Here is a 26,549-nt window from a genome sequence, read left to right on the forward strand (position 1 = left end):
AATTGCTTTATTAATAAGGTCTTCTGTTAAAGAAGATATTAAGTTGTCTTCTAAAATAGCTTGATCTGATTTGAAACCAGTAATTGTAAAAGTAGCTTTAGCATCACCTTGTGCTCCACTGATTGTGAATGAAGATTCTACTATAATTACACCATCACCAATACTAATAATCTTATCAGTGTGTTGTGGTTTATATTTGTTAACAATCCCAACATTTGTATCAATTAATTTGTGAAGTTGTGAAGTTGTGGCATTATGTGGATTTGTATTTGGCATTTTGGAATCGAAAGTTTTATCTTTAATTGTAAAGTTTTTAATTTCATCTTTAATTTCCCCTAATTTTTCTTGAGGTGTTAAACTTAATTTAAATCCACCAAGCACACCTTGTTTTGGCGCATCAAAACCTTCAACTGTTATAGTTGCATCTCATCCGAATAATCCATAGTTTTTTTTAGTTCTGTCTGGATCTTTCTTAATTTTTACTTTTACTTTAAAAACTTTACCATTCTTACCAATTTTTTCAAAAGTAAAATCTGAAGGATTAAAGTTGGTTGATATTTCATTTTCACCATATCCTTTTTGTTTTTTTAATTGGTCGTTAATGTCCTTTTCAGTTACTGAAGCAAATTCACCCAAAATTCTTTTCTGATCTTTTTTTGGTAGATCGGTGAATTTTATCCCTTTTTCATTTTTTTGATTTGCTAAAATCGATAATATTGCAGTTGTTGTTAAAAGTGTTGCTGCAGCCACTGCATTTGCAGCTAATAATATTTTCTTTTTCATTTTTCCTTCTCCTTTTTTAAAGATATAAATGCCGTTTTTTTAAATTTACATATCTTTCATAAGTAATTATATTAATTTTATAAAATCAATAAAGTTATTAACTTTGTATAAAACCCAGTATAAAATAATTTCAAAAGATTCAAATTAATTGTGCTATACAAGGATTTTATGTACCAACTAAAAAAATATGCATCATTTATAATCATGGCATTAAAAAAATAAGGCCACTAATGTGAATCCTTATTTTCCATTTATTAAATTGAATAAATATCAGTTAAATCGTTAGCAAAGAATGATCTTTGTTCAACTTGAGCATTATATGCTTGTGGCATAGGAGAAGCTGGTGAAGTATTACTTCTTTCTGATAATTTACCAGATACAGTTCTTTCATGACCACCTGAAGCTATTGATACAGTTCATGTTGTATCTTGAGTTGCAGTGTTGAAATCTCATTTTGAAACTTCAAAGAAAACCATTGTATCGCCAACCATATAACTAAATAATATTGGTCTACCGTAATTTTGCTTATTAGCATCATATAAAATTTGTGCAATTTGTGCTGAAGACATACCATTCAATACATTAAGAGCATCCGAGTTACCATTTGTGGCTTTAAATCCTTTTAATTGACCAGAAATAGTTTGTGGAGTTGATGTTAATCCAGTTACTTGTGCTGTTCAACTTAATGTTCCAGTTGCATCATCAGCATGAGTATTTATGAAATTAACAGTTAAATTTTTATTATTAACTTTAACTGTAACTGTTGGACGATTATAAAATGCTGAAGGTAGTAAATTATTAATAGATGTACCAGAACCAAATGTCATTCCATGATTAATTTGTTTTTTAACAAGTTTTGCTAATTTAGCATCTTGAAGATCACCAGAACCAGCATTGTTAAATCCAGTTAAAGTACCTAGGATTGATTTTGTATGACTTGTTGTTCTAGGATTTGAACCATCTGAAGCAACCCCAACTCATGTAATACCATTTGATAAAGTACCACCTGAATTTAGATTAACCAATATTCTGTGACCATTCTTAACAACAACAACACTATTTGGAAGTGAGTATTGTGCAATAGTTTTATTATTAATAGGTGCAACAGATAAAATGGCATTATTAACATCTGCTTGAGTAATACTATCGATTGATGTTTCAGTTGGATTTGAACTTGAAGCTGCAAACCCTGATATCAATCCTTCCATATTACGCACTTTAGAAGAACCACTTGCAAAAATTGTTGCAAATCATTTAACAGTTCCCCTATCGTTATTAGCTACTTTAGAGTTAATAGTTACCTGTACAGGCACTTGATTAACCATAACTGTAATTTGTGAAGGAACACGATATTGTGAGGCAGTATTTGAACCAATTGGTGACTGTCTTTTAATTTCGTTAGTAATTTGTTGAGCTGTAATTTGGTTAATTGCAGTGTCAACAGGATTAGTTGGTATTACTGGTTGACCAAATCCATTTAAGAAACCAGTCATTCTTCTTGAAGAACCATCAACATGAGTAATTAATACTTTTCATACAATAGAATTACCCATTGAATCTGGTGATGAACCCATAATATTTACTTTAAATGCATGTGATCCTTTTCTTACTACCATGTCATTAGAAGGCACAGGATAAGTAAAGATTGTATTTTGACCAATTGGAGATTCTCTTTTAATAACATCATTAATATCTGAAGCAGTAATAGCATTCATATCATTTATTACCGCAGTATTATTACCAATAGTTAATCCATCCAATGTACCAGATATTATACGATTACCACTAGCACCAGAAGTATTCAATTCTGTAACTCAAGAAACACTTCCAGAACCGTTTTGAGTTGAGATAAATTTAGCAGTAATTGTGTGTCCTTGGTAAGTAAATGTTAGAGGTGGAAGGTTTATTTGATCTGATGTTAATGAAGCTCAGTTAGGAACCGCTTTCTTAATAGCTTGATTAATTTCATTTTCCCCAACACTTGAAAGTACAACATCATTCTGATTAGTAATAAATGAATCTTTTTTAAATCCTCTTAGTACTCCAGAAAAACTTCTTGTTTTACTTGTTTTTGGTGAACTAATCTCTACGAATCAACCAACTGTTCCAAGATCGTTGTAATTAGTGCTTGTCTTTTTATTGATTTTAATTTGTACACCGTTAAGCTGCTCAAGTAATTCATTTGGGAATACTCATTTAGATGGAAGTTTTGTATTATCAAATGGACTTGCATCTTTAACTCATTTATTAATCATTGTATTAGTAATTAAATCAATTTGTTTATCAGCATTGTCTTTATCAAAGGTGTTTTGAGTTTTGAATCCACTTAAAGTACCTTTTTTATCAACAACAACTGAAACACCATCTACAGAAGCAATACCTGTTCAAGCAATTTCTCCTTTTGAATCATCTTTAGAAACAGAAGAGAATGTAACATTAATTGTTTCTCCACCTTTAGAAATATGAACAGTTCTAAGACTAGGAACTGAAGAAGCTTTATTACCCTTATTAATATTCATTTGTTGCTCAATTGCATCATTGATTTCTTTTGATGTTAAATCAGTAAGTAGTTTCTTAACTTCTAACGCTCTTTTTGAAGCAAGAGTTTCAAAACCAGTTAATTTACCATTTTTATTTAATGAAACATTATTTCTTGGTGAAGTAATAACACCATGTCATTCTACGCTACCAAATTGGTGACTAGAACTAACTTTATTTAATGAAACATTGAAATCTTTTCCATTTTTTCTAATTACAACTGTTGAAGGTAATGTGAATCCATTTGGATTTGTAGCCTTGGATACTGTTTTTAATGCTTTAATTGCATTATTAATGTCAGTTGTTGTAATTGTTTCGATAATTGCCATGTCATTAGCAATAGATGCAGCTTTATCACGATAAGCTTTAGTTTCAAATCCTGTTAATGTTCCAGATTTAGGAACAATATTTTTTGTGCCATTTGCAGTTGCTTTAGCTGTTCATGCAATTGAACCTGCATCTCTATTAGCAATATGATTTGAGAAGGTAATCTTAACATCAATACCTGATGAAGTTACAATTACACTTGAAGGGAAATTGTAATTATTTGTATCAGTTATACTATTGAAATAATGAGCTTTTTTAATAGCAGCATTAATTTCAGCTTCTGTAACTTTATGAACACTTTCATCAATTAATTTTTGTAAAGCACCATTTTTATCTAGGAACCCAACTAATGAAGAAGAAATCTGTACTGTTCTATTTGTTCCTGAAGTTGTTGCTGTACCTGTAAATGAAATTGAACCACTTAGTGAATCTCTATTACCAGGAGTTAATGCCACGTTAATATCTTTACCATCAATATTTACAACAATATTTGAAGGGAATTTATATTTACCAACACTATCACTATTTGAATATGGAGAATCATGTTTAATTTTAGCATTAACCATTGATTTTGTTAATTTATCAAGTGCATCGTTAGCTTTTTGTTCCTCAACTTCTTGAAGATTTTGGAATCCATCAAGTGTACCATTAATATTTCTTGTATCAGTAATACCATTCATAGAAGCCGTAGCATTTCAACGAACTTCTCCTTTAGACTTACTAATTGATGCTTTAGTTAAATCGATATCAATATCAAAGTGATCAATAACACCTGAACCATCTATAGATACGGTTACATGTTTAGGCAATACATAATCACCTGGTTTACCGCTAACTTTACGCGCTTTCTCAATAGCATCATTAATATCATTTACCGTTACTTTATTAAGAGCATTTCTTCTAAGCGTATTTACATAATCTGAGAATGTTTGGAATCCTGATATTTCTTTATCAGTAAGCGTTCTACTTGTATTTGTAGAAGAATCAGAAATGATAGCATTTCAACCAATAGAACCTGTCAATTGATTAACTGATTTCGCAATTAATTTAACGCCAAAGTTAATACCACCTTTTGTAATATCAAATGTTGTGTGTAAATCATTATCTCTATAATCAAATGGAGCAGTTGTTTTGTCGAATGGTGCAAGACTTCTAATTTTATTATTAATATCTGTTTCAGTTATAAGCTTGATAGCTTTTTCAGCTTTTGCTTTTGCAATTTCTGCATCTTTTTCAGCTTTTGTTTTAAATCCAACAAGAATACCATTACCAACATAATCACTAGGTAACTTGGTAGTAGTTATTTTGTGGTTGAATTTAATTTCACCGTTATCAGTTGTATCTTTAAGTTCAACTTCTACATTAAATGTATACACTTTACCATTAACAGTTTTATTAATAACTAGTGAAATAGTACCGTGTTTACCTTTATAAGTTTGAGGTTCAACAGTATTATCAAAATTGTACTTAGCTTTAATAGCTGCTGCAATTTCATTTGAAGTTATAGAATAAACAGCAGTTGTAGCATCTCTTGCCTCTTTACCTTGTTTATCCATAAATCCTGTTAAAGTACTTGAAAGATTATTTCTTGTTTCTTTTCCAGAAGTAATAACAGATGTTCAAGCAATTGAACCAATATTTTCATCAACAGTTCCAGGAGTTAATTTTATTGTAAATGTAATTCCTTCTTTAATAATTACAATCTGTTTAGGGAATGTAGATTTTTTAAATGAACTTGCTTGAATTTGATCGTTGTATGGATAATCAGTAGAAATTTTATCATTAATTTCTTTTGCAGTTATTGTTTTTATTACACGGTGTATTTTTGCTTGACGTGCACTATCGAAATGAGTAAACCCATCTAAAATACCTGCCATACCTCTTGTTTTTTGCATTCCACTAACCGAAGCAATAGATGATCAGTAAATTTCACCATCAACTTCATCAATTGAATGTTTATTATTAAATGCAACATTTATTTCATAATCTTTACCATTCATGTGTTTTTTAACAACAACAAATTTAGGCATATCAAATTTTGAAATTTCATCTGGTTGAGTTATAGGATGTTTAGCTATAATAGCTGCATTTATTTCAGCCTCTGTTAGAGAGTTTAAAACAGCTTCTGCTTCGTGGTTAATCTTATCAGCACTACTTTCAAATCCTGTTAATTGACCTTGCATTGTACGCACAGTTGAAATAGCTGGTTGTGAAATATTTGCAAGTCAAGTTATTGAACCATGTGCATTATCACTTACAAGTTTTCTTAGTTGAACATTAAAACTATAACCATCTTTATTTATGACAACTTCACCTTCGTTAATTGAAGAATTACCTGGCATGTTATATGTACTTGGATCTGTATATTTATTAAAGCTTCTACCACTTGCAATAGCTTTATTAATATCATCTTGAGTAATTTTAGCCATTGCATTTGTAACAGCTTGTCTTTTTATTCTCAATGCAGCAGTGTCAAATCCACTTAGAGTACCAGCTCTTTTAGCAGATATACCTGGGAATGTTGCCTCTCATTGAATAGTACCATTTGTTTCATTAGCACCTTTTTTCGCTAATTTAACATTAACTGTTTTACCATCAACAACAACATCTACAGAGCTAGGTATAGCAAATGTTTGACTGTTTACAGTATTATCAAATGGTGTTTTAACTTTAATAGCATCATTAATCATTTCGTTAGTAATTTTTGCAGCAGTTTGTTGTGCAGAAGGCACATCAAATCCTGTTAAAGTACCAGGAAGAATTCTTGAACTATTATTAAATGTAGCTAATCAAGTAATTACTCTACCCTTATTATCAACAGTAGGAGTTAAATGAACATTAATATCAATACCGTTTTGTGTAAATTTAAGACTAGGTGAGAAAGTATAATCTTTGGCTTCACCAGAAATTGCATGTTTATTAGCAAGTGCGTCATTAATCATTTTTTCAGTGATAGAATCGATAGCATTTTTCTCTTTTATTTCTTGTCTTATTGTGTCATTTTCAAATCCAGTCAATGTACCAACAATATCATTTCTTGTTTCTTTTCCAGAAGTAATAACAGATGTTCAAGAAATTTTACCGGCACTTTCATTAACACTACCTGTTAGTTGTATTGTGAATGTAACCCCTTCTTTAACAATGCTTATTTGACTTGGGAAGTCAGAATTTTTATATGATTGAGCACTAGTAGAATCATTATATGGATGAGCAGCAATAATTTTATCATTAATTTCTTTTGCTGTTATTGTTTTCATTACACGGTGAGCTTTTGCTTGATTTGCATCGTCAAAGTGAATAAATCCACCTAATGTTCCAACTACATCTTTTGTTGTTGAAATTCCATTAATTGAAGCAGTAGATGATCAATAAATTTCACCATTAACAGCATCAACTGAATGCTTACTATCAAATGCAACATTTATATTAAAGTCTTTACCATTCATGTGTTTTTTAACTACAACAGAACTAGGCATATTAAATTTAGCAATATTTTCAGGATCAGTAATAGGTTGTTTAGCAATGATGGCAGCATTTATTTCATCTTTTGTTAAAGAGTTCAATACAGACTCAAGTCCATATTTAGTTTTATCAGCATCAGTTTCAAAACCTGTTAAATCACCTTTCATTGTACGTGTATTCGAAATACCGTTTTGTGAAATATGTGCATTTCAGGCAATTGATCCTTTTGCACTATCAATTGAAAGTTTATCTAACTTAACAACAAAGTTATAGCCATTTTTATTAACTACAACTTCTCCCTTATCAATTGAAGAATTACCCGGCATGTTATATGTGCTTGGATTTGTACGTCTATTGAAACTTTTAGCATTTGCAATAGCTTTATTAATTTCATCTTGAGTAATGCTTGCCATTGTGTCTGCAATATCTTTTCTTTTTGCTCTTAAAGCGGCATTATCAAATCCATTTAATATACCATTTCTCTTAAGTGAAACACCTGGGAAAGTTGCTTCTCATTGAGCAGAACCAATTGTATTATTTGAACCTGTTTTTTTCAATGAAACAGTAACAGTTTTACCACCAACACTAATATCAACAGAACTTGGAATTGTAAATGTAGTACTATTTGTTTTATTGTCAAATGGTGCTTTAGCTTTAATAGCATCATTAATCATTTCATTAGTAATTTTTGCAGCAGTTTGTTGTGCAGCAGGTATATCAAATCCTGTTAAAGTACCAGCAAGAGTTCTTGAACCTTTATCAAATGTAGCTGTTCATTTTATTATTCTACCTTCATTATCAACAGTAGGAGTTAAGTTAACATTAACATTAACATCATTTTGTCTAATTGTAACTTTATGTGCAAATATATATTTCTTAGCTTCACCAGAAATTGCGCGTTCTTTTATAAGAGCGTCATTAATCATTTTGACTGTAATAGAATTAATTGCAGCAGTTTCTTTTCTTTCTTGTCTTAATATAGAATTATTGAATCCAATTAAGTCTCCACCAATTTGTTCACTTATAGTAGTGTCTGTTTTTGAAGTTATTTTTGAAAGTCAAGAAATAATTCCGTCATTATTATTAACCAATCCAGGAGTTAATTTAACATCAAATGTTTCTCCATCAATTGTTAATGTAATACTTTTAGGGAAATTATAATCTTTTGCATTAGTTAAGTTTGTAAATGGTTCATCAATTTTAATTTGTTTATTAATGTCTTCTTTTGTAATTGAGTGAATAATAGATCAAATGTGATCTTCGAATCCATCAAACTTATCATTTCAAACTTTTTTCGGATTCTGTGGGAATCTTGGAACAACAGTAGCTTTTCATTCAACTTCACCAGTTTTGGAATTAATTCCAGTTTTTTCAACTTTTAATTTAACACCAACTCCATCAACTTGAATTACTACAAAGTCTGGAAGTTTAGCATCTTTAGGTGAAATTGTTGTTGAAATAAATGTTTTGTTTTTAACAGCATCTCTAACTCAAGCATCATTAATTTTGTAAATAGCATTCATTTCATTTCTAGCATCTACTTCATCTTGTTTCATAAATCCTGTTAATTCACCATCTTTAAGTTCTCTCTTAATTGAAGAGAAAGCAGTAGAAAGTTTAGCATCTCATGAAATTTTTCCATTTTTTCCATCAGGTTTAGGATTAAATAAATCAACAGTAATAGGAACTAAAGAACCAGATTTCATAACTCAAACTATTACCTTTTTAGGGAAACGGAATTCAAAAGCACCTCGCTTAGAAATATCATCATATTTTTTAATTTCATCATTAATCATTTTTTTCGTAACCGAATTAATTGCATCATCAGAATCTTTTTTAAATGATGTGTTTTTCTTGAATCCCAATAATTGAATCTTTCTAAAGGGTGACACTCATTGAATTTGATAATTACCCTCAACAAGTTGTGCTGAAAATGTTTCATTTGGATTTTTGAACGACATTTCAACAAAATGTATATCAAGTTTCAGTCTTCCCAAGATGCTATCGATAGATTTTTCCTTTGGATCCGTCACTGAAGGAATACCAATACCAACATTATCGAATCCATAATTCAAAAGATCGGCATACTTAGGAATACCAGCAAGAAGTCCAAAATCAACAGTAACAACATCTATTGATATTTTTGACTTAAATTTTGCTAATCATTGATCAGTAGTTACACTACCATCCATAGGAACACCATTTTGTTTTGATCAAATTTCCAATAATTTACGTATTGTCTCTTCTGAAACAGCTAAATCAATAATAGATTGCGGGATTTCTTTGTGATTAACAATAGAATTATCAAATTCATCACTAAAAGAATTAATTTTTCTAGTTTTCTTACCTTTAGTAGTGAATAGGTCAGCTTTTCATACAAATTTACCAGTAGCAATTTGAGATAAGTTGGAAAGATTAGTAATATTAACATATACATCAGGTTTGTTTTTCTGTTTAATTACAACATTACCATCAAAACGTTTTAATCAATCAGAAAGAAGCATATGTTCAAGAACATAATCACTATTAAATTGCGTACCACCATGGTCACTACCTTTTTCTCTATTTTGTTTGAATGTAAGTGTTGTATCAATTTTTGGATCATAATCTTTCATATCTACACTTACTTCATCAAACATAGCCTTCTTAATCATGTCAATAGTTACCGACGCTAAAGCATCATTTGAAGCTGCATCGTCAATAGCTTCTTTTGCAAATCCATCTAAAGTCCCGATTAATGTTTGTTTATAAGGTTTAGTATTAACTGAAGGTGTTGCATCAGTTGCTTCAACTTTTCATTTTCATAAACCAGTAAACTTATTTGGTCCTTGCATTGGAGCTTTATTTATAAATTTCAATCTAATGTTAACACCATTGATTTTTGTAACAAAATCAAGATCTTCTTTATTACGAGCTCATTTTTCTACATTAACTTTATCAGTAAATGGAAAATCATGTTTTAAAGCATCATTAATTTGTTGTTCGTTTATATTTTGAAGTGTTTCAATTATTTTTTGATCAATTGGTGAAATATTTTTAGATTTTGCAAACCCAGTCAATGTTCCAAAAACATTCTTAGGTGATTGGACATATTTGTTTGTTAACTTAGCAGCTCACTTTATTTCTCCATCTTCATTATTAAATTTAACTGGTGTTAAATCAACTTTTGTAGGTATACCATCAACAAATACAGTTACTGAATTAGGGAATTTATATTTTTTCGCATATACTTTATCATCAAATATACTTTCCATTTTAATAGCATGGTTTATCATATCACTAGTTATAGAGTTTAATGCATTTGTATAAACTTTAATAATTTTTTGAAGATCATCTCCACCTTGAGATGTAGTTTTGAATCCATTAATTGCTCCGAAAATATCTTTTCTTACACTAGTACTTCCACTAATAGAAGCTTCTGAATGTCAGTTAATCATACCAACACTATCATCTTTAAATCAATTAGAAAGTTTAACATTAATATCAACACCATCAATATTTACAATTACTGAATCAGGTGTTTTTAAGATACTTGAAGGTAATTTTTTCGAATCAGGAGTTAAATGATTTGGTGTCTTAGAATCTAAAATAGCTTTATTAATATCTTCTGCAGTTAATTTTGCAAGAATAGCATTATTTTTTCTAGTTTCTCTAAGTGCATCAGTTTCAAAACCACCTAAAATACCATTGTTTATATCTCTAGCTTCATTAACTGTTGTAATTTTAGCATCTCAAGGAAGCTTACCATTACTTGTATTAGTAGAATCTGCTTTAGGTGTTAGATTTACATTTATTTTTACACCTTCTTTAACAAATGAAAATGGTTGAGCAGCAACTATTTTTGCGAAATCATCAGCATTAATTTCATCAGAAATTTTAAAATTATTTCTAATTGCTTTATTTATTTCTTCTTTTGTTATATTTGAAACAACATATTTTTCATGTTCTCTTTCAACGGCTTTTCTATCTTGGAATCCTCCAATATTACCGATTATATCTTCTCTTGGATTACTAATATTATCTGTTTTAGCTGAAGATGATCATTTTATTTCACCTTTATCTTTATCAACAAATACTTTATCTAATTTTACTTTAATATTAACCCCATCAATTGAAACAATAACTTCTTTCGGGAAATTAAATTTTTCAGGGTCAGTATCTTTTGTTATGTTTGTTTGGTTTTTAATTGCATCGTTTATAAGAGCATCAGTTAGTTTTGCAAGAGCGTTTTTCTCAAGAATAATTTGTCTTTCTTTTGCAGTTTGGAATCCACTTAACTTACCTAAGACTCCTTTTGTTTGCTTACCAATTGAACCAGTTGCAGACCATGAAATATTACCTAAATCATTATTAACTTGTTGTGAAGGGTCAAATGTAACAGTAATGTCAACACCGTGAATTTCAACAACAACTTGTTTAGGGAATGCAAATGTATTAGCTTCATCAGAATTAGTAAATGGATGATCAATTTTAATTTGATCATTAATCATTTTTTCTGTTAAAAGAGAAAGTATATTTTTATTGAATTCTGAAGGATCTTTTGAATCTTTTTGGAATCCAGAAATTGTACCAATAATATCAGTTTTTGGTTCTGTTATATGTGGTGTTTTTGCAGATGAAGTTCAATCTATTCCACCGTTTTGTTTATCAACATCACCTTTTACTATAGCAACATCAATTGGAACACCATCAATTACTACAGTAACGTTTTTAGGGAAATTAGTTACTTGTGAAGGGTCTTTTGAATTTGAAGGTTTAACGATTTTTTTAATTTCATCATTAATTGCTTTTTCAGTTAATTTTGCAAGAGCATCTTTTTCTTTAGTAATTTGTCTTTGTGCATCTGTGCCAAATCCTAATAAATCACCATTTAATGCTTTTGGAGATAATTTGTATCCATCAATAGAAACTGAAGATGTTCAAGAAATTTTTCCTTTATTATTATCAACTACTCCTTTAGTTAAGGCAACGATAAATTTGAAACCATCTTTTGAAATAACAACGTTTTTCGGTAAGTTATAATCTTTAGCTTCATCTGAATTAGAGTATGGTCTATCAGCTTTAATTTGTGCAATAACATCTTGAGCACTAATAGATTTAAGTGTATTCTCTGCTTCCTTTTTAACTAAATCAGGTTTTTTAACAGCAAATCCTCTTAATACACCTTTTAAATTAGGGTTAGATATTCCACTTGGTGTAGTTGAATCAATTGCTCACGAGATAGTTCCAAGCAATGAATCTCTACTTTCTGCATGTAAAGCAACTTTGAAGTTTATACCATCAATTGTTACATCTACACTTCCAGGGAATGAATAATTAGTAGTAGTAGTAGTAGTAAAATTCGATTTCGCTTTTATAGCTTTATTGATAATTTTTTCATTTAATTTTAAAAGGGCTTTATCAACTTTTGCTTGATCCAATTTACTTTGTGTTGCGAAACCTGGCAATTCACCATTTGGAATTGTTCTTGTCTCTGTACCATTTTTTGAAGAAATTTTTGCAATCCAATTAACTTTACCATCGTTTTTATTTACACCGTTTGGTGTCAATGAAACAATAACTTTTGCACCATCTTTTGTTGTTATTGCAACTTTTGAAGGTAAAACAAATGTTGAAGGATCAGTTTTATTTGTAAAAGGTTTTACACCTATAATTGCCTTATTAATATCATCAATTGTTATTGATTTAACAGCTTTATTTTCTTTTTGTTTTATTCTTAAAGATTCAGTAGAGAATCCAGAAAGTGTTCCAGCTCTTTTAACTGGTGCAGAAGATTTACCTACAACTTCGGCAGAAGCTGTTCAAGAAAGATTACCAATCTTATCATCATCACTAGCTTTTGTTAATGAGACAGTTACATTAATTCCATCAATTGGAACAATAACTTGTGGTGGTATAGCGTATTTAGATGCTAAATCATCAGTATCAAATCCTTTAGTTGATTTAATTGCATTATTAATATCTTGTACAGTTAATTTAGCTAAAGCATCATCCGCTTCTTTTTGTGTAATACCTGTATCAGGTTTTGGTGGGAATATTCCGAAACCATTTAAATCACCATTTAATTTTTTAACACTTGTTGTATTTGGATTTGTAGCGCTACCCATTCATGAAACAGTTCCATGAACTCAATCGACATTACCTGCAGTTAATTTTACAGTAATCGTGAAACCATGATTAATTACATCAACAGTTGTTGGAAGAACTCATGTTTTTGGATCAGTTGCTTTTGTAAATGGACTGTCTAGTTTAATGGCATCGTTAACCATTTGTACTGTAATACCTTGTAACGCGCTATCAGCAGCATCACGAATTTTTTGCTGTTTAGTTTTAAATCCATCAATTGTACCCTTAACATCTCTACCATTTACTTTAGGATCTGCACTTGATGCAGAAACCTTAGCAGTTCATTTAATTTGACCTTTATCAGTATCTTTTGGATCTTGTGTAGGTTGTGTTATTTTGACCTTAACATTAATTCCATCGATAGGAATTATTACTTCAGTTGGAAGCTTGTGGTTTAAAGGTTCTGTTTGATCAGTGATTGTTTGAACATCTTTAATAGCTTTGTTAATCATATCATCAGTAACTTTTTTAACAGCTTCATTGGCTTTTTTAGTTAATGCTTCAGCATTTGTTTCAAAATCACCAAGTTTACTTGCTAATTGATCTGTTCTATGAGCGTTTGCAGTTGAAACAGTAGCAGATCAAGTGATTTCACCTAAAACATCTGAAATAACTTTTTTAGTTAAAGTTGCAGTAATTTGTGTATTTGTTTTATCTCCAGGAATAGTGAATGTAACTGTTTGTGGGAATTTATAATTAGAAGCTTTATCACCTTTAGTTTTATCATATGGCACTTTTGCTTTAATAGCATCATTAATCATATCTGTTGTAACGTCATGCAATAACTTGTTCTCACCACTAATAAATCCTGTTAATGTTCCTGAAAGAGCTTGAGTTCCAGAAGGGTTTGTATAATGAGGGACAGTTGCAGAAACTAAATCTCAATTAATTTCACCTTTATTGTCATCAATAGTTCCTTTTTGTAATGTAACATGAATTGTAACTCCGCTTGAAATAACATCTATTGTTGTAGGGAAATTAAATGTTGAGGCAACTAATTCATCTAATGGTTTAACAGGTGAATGTTGTGTACCACTTTTATTGTACTTATCTTTAATTGCATCATTAATTTGTTTAGCAGTTAAACTTACAAGAGCATCTTTTTCAGCTTTTTCTTGTTTCTTAGCCGCAGTCATAAATCCTTTTAATGTACCTGCAACATCATTTCTTGGTTTTGTTGCATTAGCTGTAGAAGCAACAGAAGTTCATTGCATTCATCCTTTAGCATCATCAATTGATTTTTTTGTTAAAACAACATTAACATTATGTTTAACACCATTAGCATCAGCTAATTTAACTATAACTTGTGAAGGTATTTGTCAGTTAGCAGGATCAGTATTTTGATCAAATGGTTGTGCTAATAGAATAGCATCATTAATATCTTTTTCTGTTAATTTAGCTAAAATATCATCAGCATTCTTTTGAGAAATTTTTGCAGAAGTAGCAAATCCACTCAAGTCACCATTTAATTTTCTTAAACCTGATGCATTCGGTGTAGACATATCACTCATTCATGAAATAGTTCCATTAACTTTATCAATATTTCCTGCAGTTAATTTTACAGTTACCGTCTTACCTTGGCTAGTTACATCAACTGTTGAAGGAATAGTTCATTTTGTAGGATCTGTCGTATTGTCAAAATTATTCTTAGTCTTAATTGCTTTATTAATCATATCTGCTGTAACAGCTTGTAATGCAGCATCCGCAACTTCTTGATCTTTTTGATGTTTAGTTTTAAATCCATCAATTTTACCTTGAACATCTCTACCATTTACTTTTGGATCTGCATTTGGTGCAGAAACATCAGCAGTTCATTTAATTTGACCTTTATCAGTATCTTTTGGATCTTGTGTAGGTTGTGTTATTTTAACTTTAACATTAATTCCATCGATAGGTATTGTTACCTCGGCTGGAAGTTTATGATTTAAAGGATCTGTTTGATCAGTGATTGTTTGAGCATCTTTAATTGCTTTATTAATCATATCATCAGTAACTTTTTTAACAGCTTCATTGGCTTTTTTAGTTAATACTTCTGCATTTGTTTGGAAATTATCAAGTTTACTTGTTAATTTATCAGTTCTTTGTGCATTTGCAGTTGAAACAGTTGCAACTCAAGTAATTTCACCTAAAACATCTGAAATAACTTTTTTAGTTAATACAGCTGTAACTGTTGAATTTGTTTTATCACCAGGAATAGTGAATGTAACAAATGTTGGGAAATTATAATCTGAAGCTTTATCACCTTTAGTTTTATCATATGGTTGCTTTTGCTTAATAGCAGCATTAATCATATCTGTTGTAACTTTTTGTAATAACTTATTATCTCTTTCAATAATTTGTTGATTTTTATTACTAAATCCTGTTAATGTTCCAGAAAGAGCTTTAGTTCTTGGAACTTTATAATTAGGTGCAGTTGCTGAAACTAAATCTCAACTAATTTGACCTTTGTCATCATCAACAGTTCCTTTTGTAATTTTTACATGAATTGAAACACCACCTGAAATAACATCTACTTCTGTTGGGAAATTAAATGTTGAAGCAATTAATGAATTTAATGGCTTAACAGGTTTTTGTGTTGTTCCTGTTGAAACATACTTAAGTTTAATTGCATTATTAATTTGATCAGCAGTTAAGTTTGCAAGAGCAATTTCTTCGATTTTTTCTTGTTTTTTTGCTCTAGTTATAAATCCTTTTAATGTACCTAAAATATCTCTTCTTGAGAATGTTGCATTAGGTGTAGAAGCAACAGATGTTCATTGAATTCAACCTTTTTCATCATTTGTACCTCTTCTTGTTAAATCAACAGTAATATCATGTTCAACACCTTTAGAATCAGCTAGTTTAATTGTAACTTGTGAAGGCATTTTTCATTTAGCAGGATCTGTATTTTTATCAAATGGCTGTGCTGATAAAATAGCATCATTAATATCTTTTTCAGTTAATTTTTTAAGAACAAATTCAGCATTAGTCCTATCTTTTGCAGCTTTATCTTCAAATCCATCCAAAGTACCTTTTAAATCTTGTGTTTGTTTTGAACCTTTTGCGGATGCAGTACCAGTTCATTCAATTTCTCCCTTATCATTATCAATTGCACCAGGTGTTAATTTAACTTTTACATTAATACCATTTTTAGGTACGACAACTTCTGTAGGGAATGGGTATTTTGAAGCATCTGTATGATCATCAACGTGAGCAGCTTTTTTAATTGCAGCAATTACATCTTGTTTTGTAACATCTTTAATTGCCTGATCAACTAATTTTTGTTGAATATCTTTTGAAGTTGCAAAACCATATAGAGTACCAAATAAATTATCTTGAGTTATACGAGTTGTGGAATCAGTTGCAATTGCAGTTCATTCAATTGCACCCTCAACAGTATGTACAAATCCTTTAGTTAATTTAACTGTGAATACTTCTTGTCCAATTGTGATTGAAACACTTGCTGGGAATGGGTATTTTGTAGCATCTGTTAAGTCATCAAATGAATGTACTTTTTTAATAGCATCATTAATCATTTTTTCTGTTATTGTTGCAATTTGTTTTTCTACTTTTTTATCTCTAATATCTTGTGTAGTTTCAAATCCTGTAAGATTACCAGCAACATCTGTTCTTGGTGCTTCTTTTGAACCTACTATTGAAGCAGAAGAAGTTCAAGGAATTAAACCTCCATTATCATCAGAAGTACCAGCTGTAAGTTGGACAGTAATATCTATACCTTCAATTTGAACAATGATATTTTTAGGCATTACGAAAACTGATGCCTTAACATCTTTACCAACATGTTTAACTTTTAAGATTTCATCATTAACCATTTTCGATGTTAATAATTGTAATACACGTTTATCATTTGCTTTTTTTGCTAATGCATCACCAATTTTAAATCCATTTAAATGACCATTATTAAAGTCTTTTGTTTTTGAACCAAAAGTTGCTGTTCCATCTCAAATAACTTGTCCTAAATTATCATCTTGTTTTTTATTTACTAATGAAACTGTAACTGGATTACCATCAATTGTTACAGTAACTTTTTTAGGCATTGCAAAAGTGCTAGCTAAATCAGTTCCAGTAACTGGACGAGAAGCTTTAATAGCATCATTAATATCTTTTGCAGTAACTTTATCTAAAATTGCTTGCTCAGTCCTATCTTGTTTTTCTTTATTTGTTTCAAAACCAGGTAATTTATCGCTAATTGCTTTGTCTTTTTTATCGTCAAATGGAACATGTTCTGTATGTGGCTTACCAGCTCAATTAATTTCTCCAGTTTTTGGATCTTTTTTACCAGGTGTTAAATCAACAACAACTCTAACGTCTTGTCCATCAGCAGCTTTTTTAGTAATGATAACTTTAGGAGGAATTACATAATTATTAATATCTTTTTTATCTCCACCTTTATCAATTAATGGATTGAATTTTTTAATGGCTTCATTAATATCTTTTGGTGTGATTGAAGAAATAACTCCTTTATCTCTTTTAATGTTTTGTTTTACAAGTGAAGCAAAACCTTCAAGGTCTCCAAATAAATCTTGCCTTGTTTTTTTAATACCAGAAACAGATGCTTTTTTCAATGTTCAAGAAATTAAACCTTCATTGGAATCAATTGCACCTTTTGTTAAAATTACATCAATGTCAACACCATCAATATTTATTGATAATCTTGTGTTAAAGTTATAGTATATAGGATCGGTTGAATCATCAAAATCTTCCGCTTTTTTAAGAGCATCGTTAATATCTTTTACAGTTAATTTTGCAAGAGCATCTTCTTTTGCTTTTTCAATTTTTTCTTTAGTTGTTTTAAGACCATCCAAACTATCATTAATAGTTTTAGCATCTTTAGGATCTTGACCTGGTACTACAACAGTTCCTGTTCAGTCAATTGAACCATTACCAGCATTTTTCTTACCTGGTTTAATTTGAACTTCAATTTCTTTTCCGCCACCAATAGGAATTTGAATTTTTCCAGGAAGTGTTATATCTTTTGGCTCTAATTCGCTAATTTTCTTACCAGTTTGTTTTTCAATAGCTTTTTTAATTGCATCATTAATTTTATCGCCATCGATTGTTTTAGCACCATCGATTATTGCTTCTTTTTCTTTATCTTTTTTAGTTTTTAAACCATCAACTTGGTCTTTTAAATCGATTTTTTTATCTGAATGAGGACCAGTAGCAGTTCCTTCTCATTTAACAATACCATTATCAGTATCTTTTGGATCTGATTTTGGTTGTGTAATTTTTACTTTAATATTAACTCCATCAACTGGAACTGTAACTTCTTTTGGAAGTTGGTGTCCATCAGGATCTGTTTGATTATTAATATGTTGAGCTTTTTTAATAGCGTCAGAAATAAGTTCTGGATGTTTTGCAAGTTTGTCTAATGCAGCATCTGTAATTTTCTTTTGTGTTGAAAGTGGCCCATCGAACCCTCTCAATATTCCACCTAGTGATTTTGTTTTAGAACCATGCTCATTTGAAGCTACTGCAGTTCATGCAATTGTTCCGTGATCTGCATCAATTGAACCACTTGTTAATGCAACTTTAATTTTTACTTTTTTAGATAGTTCAACAAAAACTTCTTTAGGGAATTTATAAGTTTTAGGGTCTGTTGTTCCATCAAAAGGAGAAGCTTTTAAAATTGCTTTATTAACCATATCTTCTGTCAATGAAGAAATAGAGTCATCCTCTAAAATAGCTTGATCTGATTTAAATCCAGTGATTGTAAAAGTAGCTTTAGCATCACCTTGTGCTCCACTAATTGTAAATGAAGATTCAACAGTAATTTTTCCGTCACCCACGCTAATGATTTTATTTGTGTATTGAGGTTTATATCTGTGAATAATTTCAACATTTGCTTCAATTAATTTATTAACTTCTGCAATTGTAATGTTGTGTGGATCTTTATTTGGCATTTTAGAATCAAATGTTTTATCATTAACTTTAAAGTTTTTGATATCGTCTTTAATTTTATCTAATGTTTGTTTAGGTGTTAAACTTAATTTAAATCCTCCAAGAACTCCTTCTTTAGGTGCGTCAAAACTTTCGATTGTCACAATAGCATCTCATCCAAATAAACCATAATCTTTATTAGTTTTATCTGGGTTTTTTGTTATTTTTACTTTAACTTCAAAATTCTTCCCGTTTTTATTTGTCTTTTGAAAAGTGAAATTAACTGGATTAAAGTTAGTTGATAACTCTTTTTCTCCATATCCCTTTTGTTTTTTAAGTTGTTCATTTATATCTTGCGGTGTTACCTGAGCAAATTCATCTAAGATTCTTTTTTGATCTTCCTTTGGCAATTTAGAAAATCTTGTTCCTTTATCATCTTTTTGATTGGCCAGTATTGATAATGTCGCTGTAGCTAATAATGCTGTAGCTGCTGCTGCATTTACCGCTAATAGTGCTTTCTTTTTCATACTTTATCCTTCTTTCTTTTTCAATTTTATTAATCTTTCATATTAATCATTTAAAATGATATCAAATAAAAATAATAAAATTGTAAAGAACAATGTAAAATTCAAATATTTTTAACTTAAATTATCATATACCGCCCATTAATTATATTTTTCTAATATTCACTATTTATATAACTAATATTTTAATTTATTAGTTTAGCTATATTCATCGGAAAAAGTATAATATTAGTATTGATTAAATATATTACTATGTAATATATTTAAGAAAAGTTTTAAAACTTTAAATTGGACTCAAAAATTGAAATTTTTATAATTTGTCAAAACTAATTAACATTTCATTATTTATTATCAGTATTTATGTAAAATAATTCTATCATTAGGCACTTTAAATCGATATTTTGGCAGGAAAAACTTTTTTTATTTCATATTTATGGATCACAAATAAAAAAACATTATAGAGTTATTTTTTAAGACAAATAAGGAACCTAATATTAAACTTAATTAAATTCATTTTGATGCATTTTTCCATAATTAATTAGGAATATTGACATACATTTTATATTCTTTGTTTAAAAATATTTCATTAAAGATTAGGAAGTATTTTCTTAATAGTTGTTAACTATCATCTAAATATGGCTATATGATTTGTATTTTAAGATTTTTTATAAAAACAAATATATTAAATAATACAAGCCATAAAAATAACCTCAAATACTTTAAAAAGGGGTAAATAAGTTTATAAAAACAGTTTTATGTTCAACCTATGATTATTTTTAATATTAATTAGGTATTTCAGAGGTTCTAAAGGCCGCGAGGATCATTTATACACATTGCCCTACCCTTATTAAAAAATGTTTTTAAAACAACACGATTTATATTGTTGATAAAAATATAAAGGTTAAAGTATGTTAATGCAAATATATATCATTCTTTATATATGAAACTATAAAATTCTTTTTAACTTATATATGCTTAAACATCTTAATAAAGTGATTGTTAGATAAAAAAACTACACTCTTTTTTTAAAAAGTGTAGAAGTATTTTTTATATTTTAACTATTACCATATTTTGCAATATTAGTTTACTTAATTTTTAATGAAGTAAATATACGTGTTGTAATATTTTATCTATTTTCTATGAAAAGAATAAACATCATCAACATCAAGAATTCTTGCATTTAGTTTACTTACTTTTTCTGAATAGGCACTTGGTGCAGGTGAAGTAAGGAATCCGCTAGTTGTTCCTGTAACAGTTTTCTTTTCACCTGTTGTGTTAGAAGTTACTTCAATATTTCAACTAATTGAACCAGCACTATCATTAGCATTTCAAGAAACAATTCTAAATGAGAATGTATTTTGGTTAAGATTCAATAATATTTGTTGTCTTCCTGGTGTACCATTTACAATATCGAATGGACTTGCTATTATCGTAGACGCTTTAGCCATATTTAATCTTTGTCTAACTTGCGAAGCGGTTACACTCGATTTATTTACACTATTTTGAATTCAGAAATTAACATTATCAGCATCAATTGTTTCAATAATTGCATGAACAATTTCTTGTGGTGACAATCTTCCGTGTGGAGGTTGAGTAGAATTTCCACTAAATCCGCTTAATACACCGGAAACTTGTCCATAGGCGCTTGACCCTGCAATTGATGTTGTAGCACTTCAATTAAATGAGCCAGCATTAGAATTTCTTGAACCTGGAGTTAAATTAACTCTAACATTTGTTCCTGAACCATCAGGATCAACCACTACAAATGAAGGCATTCTTCAGTTATTAACATTTGTATTGTTATTAAAGTAACTCTTTGTTTTTATTGCATTATTAACCATATCGGCCGTTACTTTTGAAATCGCTATTCGAGCAAGTTGATCAAGTCTTGAATTCTGTGTTTTAAATCCTGAAATAGAACCTGAGATATTTCTAGTTCTATTAGAACCATATAGCATAACATTTGCCGATCATGCTTGAGAACCAGCATTTGCATTTTTTGCACCTGGTGTTAGTGTAACAATAACTGTTTGACCATTTGGTACTGTAACATTAACTGATCTTGGCATTGTTCAATAACGAACATCTGTTGATGGGTTATATGGTGAATAAATTTTAATTGCAGCATTAATCATATCTTCTGTAACTTGTGCAAGTGCTGCTTGTGCAAGTTGATCGATTCTTGAACCTTGTGTTTCAAATCCTGCTGCAATACCAGAAATATTTCTAGTTTGATTAGAACCACTTAAACTGGCAACTGCTGATCACGCTTGAGAACCATAATTATCATTCTTTGCTCCTGGTGTTAATGAGATAGTAATTGTTTGACCAGTTGGTACTGTAACATTAACTGATCTTGGCATTGTTCAACCACGAACATCTGTTGTTTGATTATATGGTGAATCCCTTTTAATTGCAGCATTAATCATATTAGCTGTAACTTGTGCAAGTGCTGCTTGTGCAAGTTGATCAAGTCTTGAACCTTGTGTTTCAAATCCTGTCGAAATACCAGAAATATTTCTAGTTTTATTAGAACCATATAAGCTTACGACTGCTGATCACGCTTGAGATCCAGCATTTTCATCTTTTGTTCCTGGTGTTAATGAAACAGTAACTGTTTGACCATTTGGTACTGTAATGTTAACTGATCTTGGCATTATTCAACCACTAACATCTGTTGTTTGATCATATGGTGAATCCCTTTTAATTGCATTATTAATCATATCAGCTGTAACTTGTGCAAGTGCTGCTTGTGCAATTTGATCACGTTGTTTTTGTAATCTCATGGCCTGTGTTTCAAATCCTGTTGCAGAACCGAAAAGATTTCTTTTTTCAGAAGAACCAACTACATGTGCATTTGCACCTCATAGTTGTGTACCAGCATTATTATCTTTATTGCCTGGGTTCAACTTAACATTCACTACAATTGCGTCTTGTCCTTTACCAATCGTAATATTGACTGATTTTGGCATTGTTCAATTGTTTACACTTGTTGTTTGATTATATGGTGAATCCTTTTTAATTGCAGCATTAATCATATCAGTTGTCACTTTTGACAATGCAGCTTTTGCTTTATCATCAAATTGTTTTTGAGCAATTCTATTTTGTTTAAGAACTGTAGTTTCAAACCCACTTAATGTACCAGTAATATTTCGAGTATTTGTTGTACCTATAGTAGTACCTGTTCCTGATCATGAAACTTCACCTGTATCATTATTAAATTGTGTTCGTTTTAATGCAACATTAATTGTTGTTGCGTTCTGTCCTGCGCCAATTGTAACATTAACTGAATTTGGAAGAGTTCATGTTCCAGGGTCGGTAGTGTCATCAAATGGGCTTTGAACTTTAATTGCTTTATTAACCATGTCAGCTGTAATTTGTGCAAGTGCATCATCAGCTTTTTTCTTGGCAATTTTATCAGCTTTTGAAGCAGAAGTTTCAAATCCTGTTGATATACCATTAATAGAACCAGTTTTTGTAGTTCCTGTTGCTGAAGTAGCACCTGTTCATCAAATTGCACCTGTAGAATCATTGCTACCAGTTTTTGTTAAAGCAACTTTAACTGTTGTAGCATCTTGTCCTGTGCCTACTGTAACGTTAACTGAACTTGGAAGAGTTCATGTTGAAGCAGTATCTGCAATAGTATGTGGTTTTGAAGCATCAATCGCAGCATTAATCATGTCAACTGTAACTTGTGGAAGTGCAGCATCAGCCTTAGCTTTTAATAATCTTGCGGCTTTTTGTGCAGCGGTTTCAAATCCATTTAACTTACCATTAACAGAACCGGTATTTGTAGTCCCTGTTGCAGAAGTAATACCTATTCATGAGATTTCACCTGTATCATCTTTACCACTACCTTTTGTTAATGCGACTTTAACTACAACAGCATCTTGTCCTGTGCCTATTGTAACGTTAACTGAACCTGGGAGAGTTCATGTTGAGGCGATGTCTGTTGATGAATGTGGTTTTGAAGCATTGATTGCTTTATTAACCATGTCGGCTGTTACTTGTGGAAGTGCAGCATCAGCTTTATCTTTTAATAATCTTGCAGCTTTTTGCGAAGCAACCTCAAACCCTCCAAGAGAACCAGTGACCGAACCAGTTTTTGTAGTTCCAGCCGCTGAAGTAACACCTGTTCATGAAATGATACCTGTAGCATCATCACTTTTTGTTTTTGTTAATGCAACTTTAACTAGAAAGGCATCTTGTCCTGTGCCTACCTTAACATTAATTACTGTAACATTAACTGAATTTGGAAGAGTTCATGTTGAGGCAACATTAGCAGAAGAATGTGATTTTCTAGCATTAATTGCATCATTAACCATGCTAGCAGTAACTTTTGCAAGCGCAGCATCAGCCTTAGCTTTTAATAGTCTTGCAGCATTTTGAGAAGCAGTCTCAAATCCGTTTAATGAACCAGTAATTGAATGAGTGTTTGAAGTTCCTGATGAAAAAGCATGACCTGTTCATGAAATGATACCTACAGAATCATCACCACCTGTTTTTGTTAACATAACACCAACTGTAGTTTTATCTTTACCTGTTCCTACAACAACGTTGACTAAACTAGGCAATGTTCATGTCGATGCAGTATCAGTATTAGAGTGTGATTTTTTAGCATTAATTGCTTTGTTAATCATATCTTCTGTAACTTCACCAATAGCTTTATCAGCTTTGTCTTTTAATAGTCTTGCAGCTTTTTGTGCAGCATTTTCAAATCCATTTAATGAACCAGTAACCGAACCAGTGTTTGAAGTTCCTGATGATAAAGTAAGACCAGTTCATGAAACTTTACCTGTAGTATCATTATCGCCAGTTTTTGTTAATATAACAACAACCGTAGCTTGATCAACACCTTTTCCTACAACAATATTAACTGAAGCTGGAAGAGTTCATGTTGAGGCTATGTCTGTTGATGAATGTGATTTTTTAGCATCAATCGCTTTATTAACCATGTCAGCCGTAATTTTGGCAATGGCTTTATCAGCTCTATCTTTTAATAATTTTGCAGCATTTTGAGAAGCGGTTTCAAAACCACTTAGTGTACCAATGACAAAACCAGTTTTTGTAGTTCCTGTTGCTGAAGTAGCACCTGTTCATGAAATGATACCCGTATCATTATCACTACCAGATTTTTTCAATACAACCTTAACTACAACAGCATCCTGTCCTGTGCCTACTGTAACATTAACGGAAGCTGGAAGAGTTCATGTTGAGGCAACATCTGTTGATGAATGTGATTTCGAAGCATTAATTGCTTTATTAACCATGTCAGTTGTAACTTTTAGAAGTGCAGCATCAACTTTATCTTTTAATAGTCTTGCAGCTTTTTGTGCAGCAGTTTCAAATCCATTTAACTTACCAGTAACTGAACCAGTTTTTGTAGTTCCCGCCGCAGAAGTGGCACCTGTTCAAGAAATTTTACCTGTTGTATCATTACCACCTGCATTTGTTAACACAACTTTAACTACAACGGCATCTTGTCCTGTGCCTATTGTAACGTCAACAGAAGCTGGAAGAGTTCATTTTGAGGCGATGTCTGTATCAGAGTGCGGTTTTCTATCGTTGATTGCTTTATTAACCATATCAGCTGTAACTTTTGCCATTGCGGCTTCAGCTTTGGCTTTTGAAAGTCTTGCAGCTTTTTGTGCAGCATTTTCAAATCCATTTAACACACCAACAAGAGAAGAAGCCTTTTTAGTTCCTGTTGCAGAAACAGTACTTGTTCATCAAATTTCACCCTTATCATCATCACCAAGTTGTTTTGTTAGTGCAACTTTAACTACAACAGCATCCTGTCCTTTACCTACTGTAACATTAACAGAAGCTGGAAGAGTTCATGTTGAGGCGATGTCTGTTGATGAATGTGGTTTTGAAGCATTAATTGCTTTATTAACCATGTCTTCTGTAACTTCATCGATAGCTTTATCAGTTTTGTCTTTTAATAGTCTTGCAGCTCTTTGTGCAGCAGTTTCAAAACCACTTAGTTTACCAAAATTCCCATCAGTATTTGTAGTTCCTGTTGCTGAAGTAGTAGCTACTCATAAAATTTCACCTGCAACATCATCACCACCAGCATTTTCTAATGCAACTTTAACTACAACTGCATCTTGTCCTTTACCTACTGTAACATCAACTGAAGCTGGTAGAGTTCATGTTGAAGCGATGTCTGTATTAGAGTGTGGTTTTTTAGTATTAATTGCTTTATTGATCATATCCCTTGTAACTTGTTTAAGTGCAGCATCAGCCTTAGCTTTTAATAATCTTGCGGCTTTTTGTGCAGCAGTTTCAAATCCATTTAATGCACCATTAACAGAGCCAGTTTTTGTAGTTTTGGTTGCTGAAGTAGTTCCTGTTCATAAAACTTCACCTGTAGAGTCACTAGACACATATTTAGCTAATTTAACTTTAACTACAACGGCAGCTTTTCCTGTACCTATTGTGACATCAACTGAAGCTGGAAGAGTTCATTTTGAAGCGATGTCTGAATCAGAGTGTGCTTTTTTAACATTAATTGCAGCGTTAACCATGTCGTCTGTGACTTTATCAATAGCTTTGTCCGCTCTTTGTTTTGCTGTTTCGAACCCGTCTAATACACCAGAAAAAGTTGCAGACTTTGTAGTTTCGTTTGCAAAAACAGTACTTGTTCATCAAATTTCACCACCATCATCATCAGACATATAGTTAATTAATTGAACCTTAACTGTAACAGCATCTTGTCCTTTACCTACTGTAACGTCAACAAAATCTGGAAGAGTTCAATCTGTGGCCATGTCTGTATTAGAGTGTGCTTTTTTAGCATTAATTGCTTTATTGATCATATCCACTGTAACTTGTGGAATTGCAGCTTCAATTTTAATTTTGTGTAATCTTGCAGCTTTTTGTGCAGCAGTTTCAAATCCATTTAAT

3 protein-coding genes are annotated in these 26,549 nt (G+C 31.0%); all 3 read right to left on the reverse strand.

Annotated elements, in window-relative coordinates:
- Window positions 1-783: hypothetical protein (locus C4B24_RS03010; RefSeq protein ID WP_131599231.1), on the reverse strand; the 783-nt coding region annotated here is incomplete at its 3' end.
- Between the two features lie 254 nt (window positions 784-1,037).
- Window positions 1,038-19,643: a hypothetical protein gene (locus tag C4B24_RS03015; RefSeq protein WP_131599233.1), complete on the reverse strand. Its 18,606-nt coding sequence runs from the start codon at window positions 19,641-19,643 to the stop codon at window positions 1,038-1,040.
- Window positions 19,644-20,770: 1,127 nt separating this feature from the next.
- Window positions 20,771-26,549, reverse strand: a 5,779-nt coding sequence (locus C4B24_RS04960; protein ID WP_168388337.1) for a hypothetical protein, incomplete at its 5' end; no start/stop codon positions are given.

It is taken from the genome of Mycoplasma marinum (genome assembly GCF_004335975.1).
GTDB lineage: Bacteria > Bacillota_I > Bacilli_A > Mycoplasmatales > Metamycoplasmataceae > Mycoplasma_K > Mycoplasma_K marinum.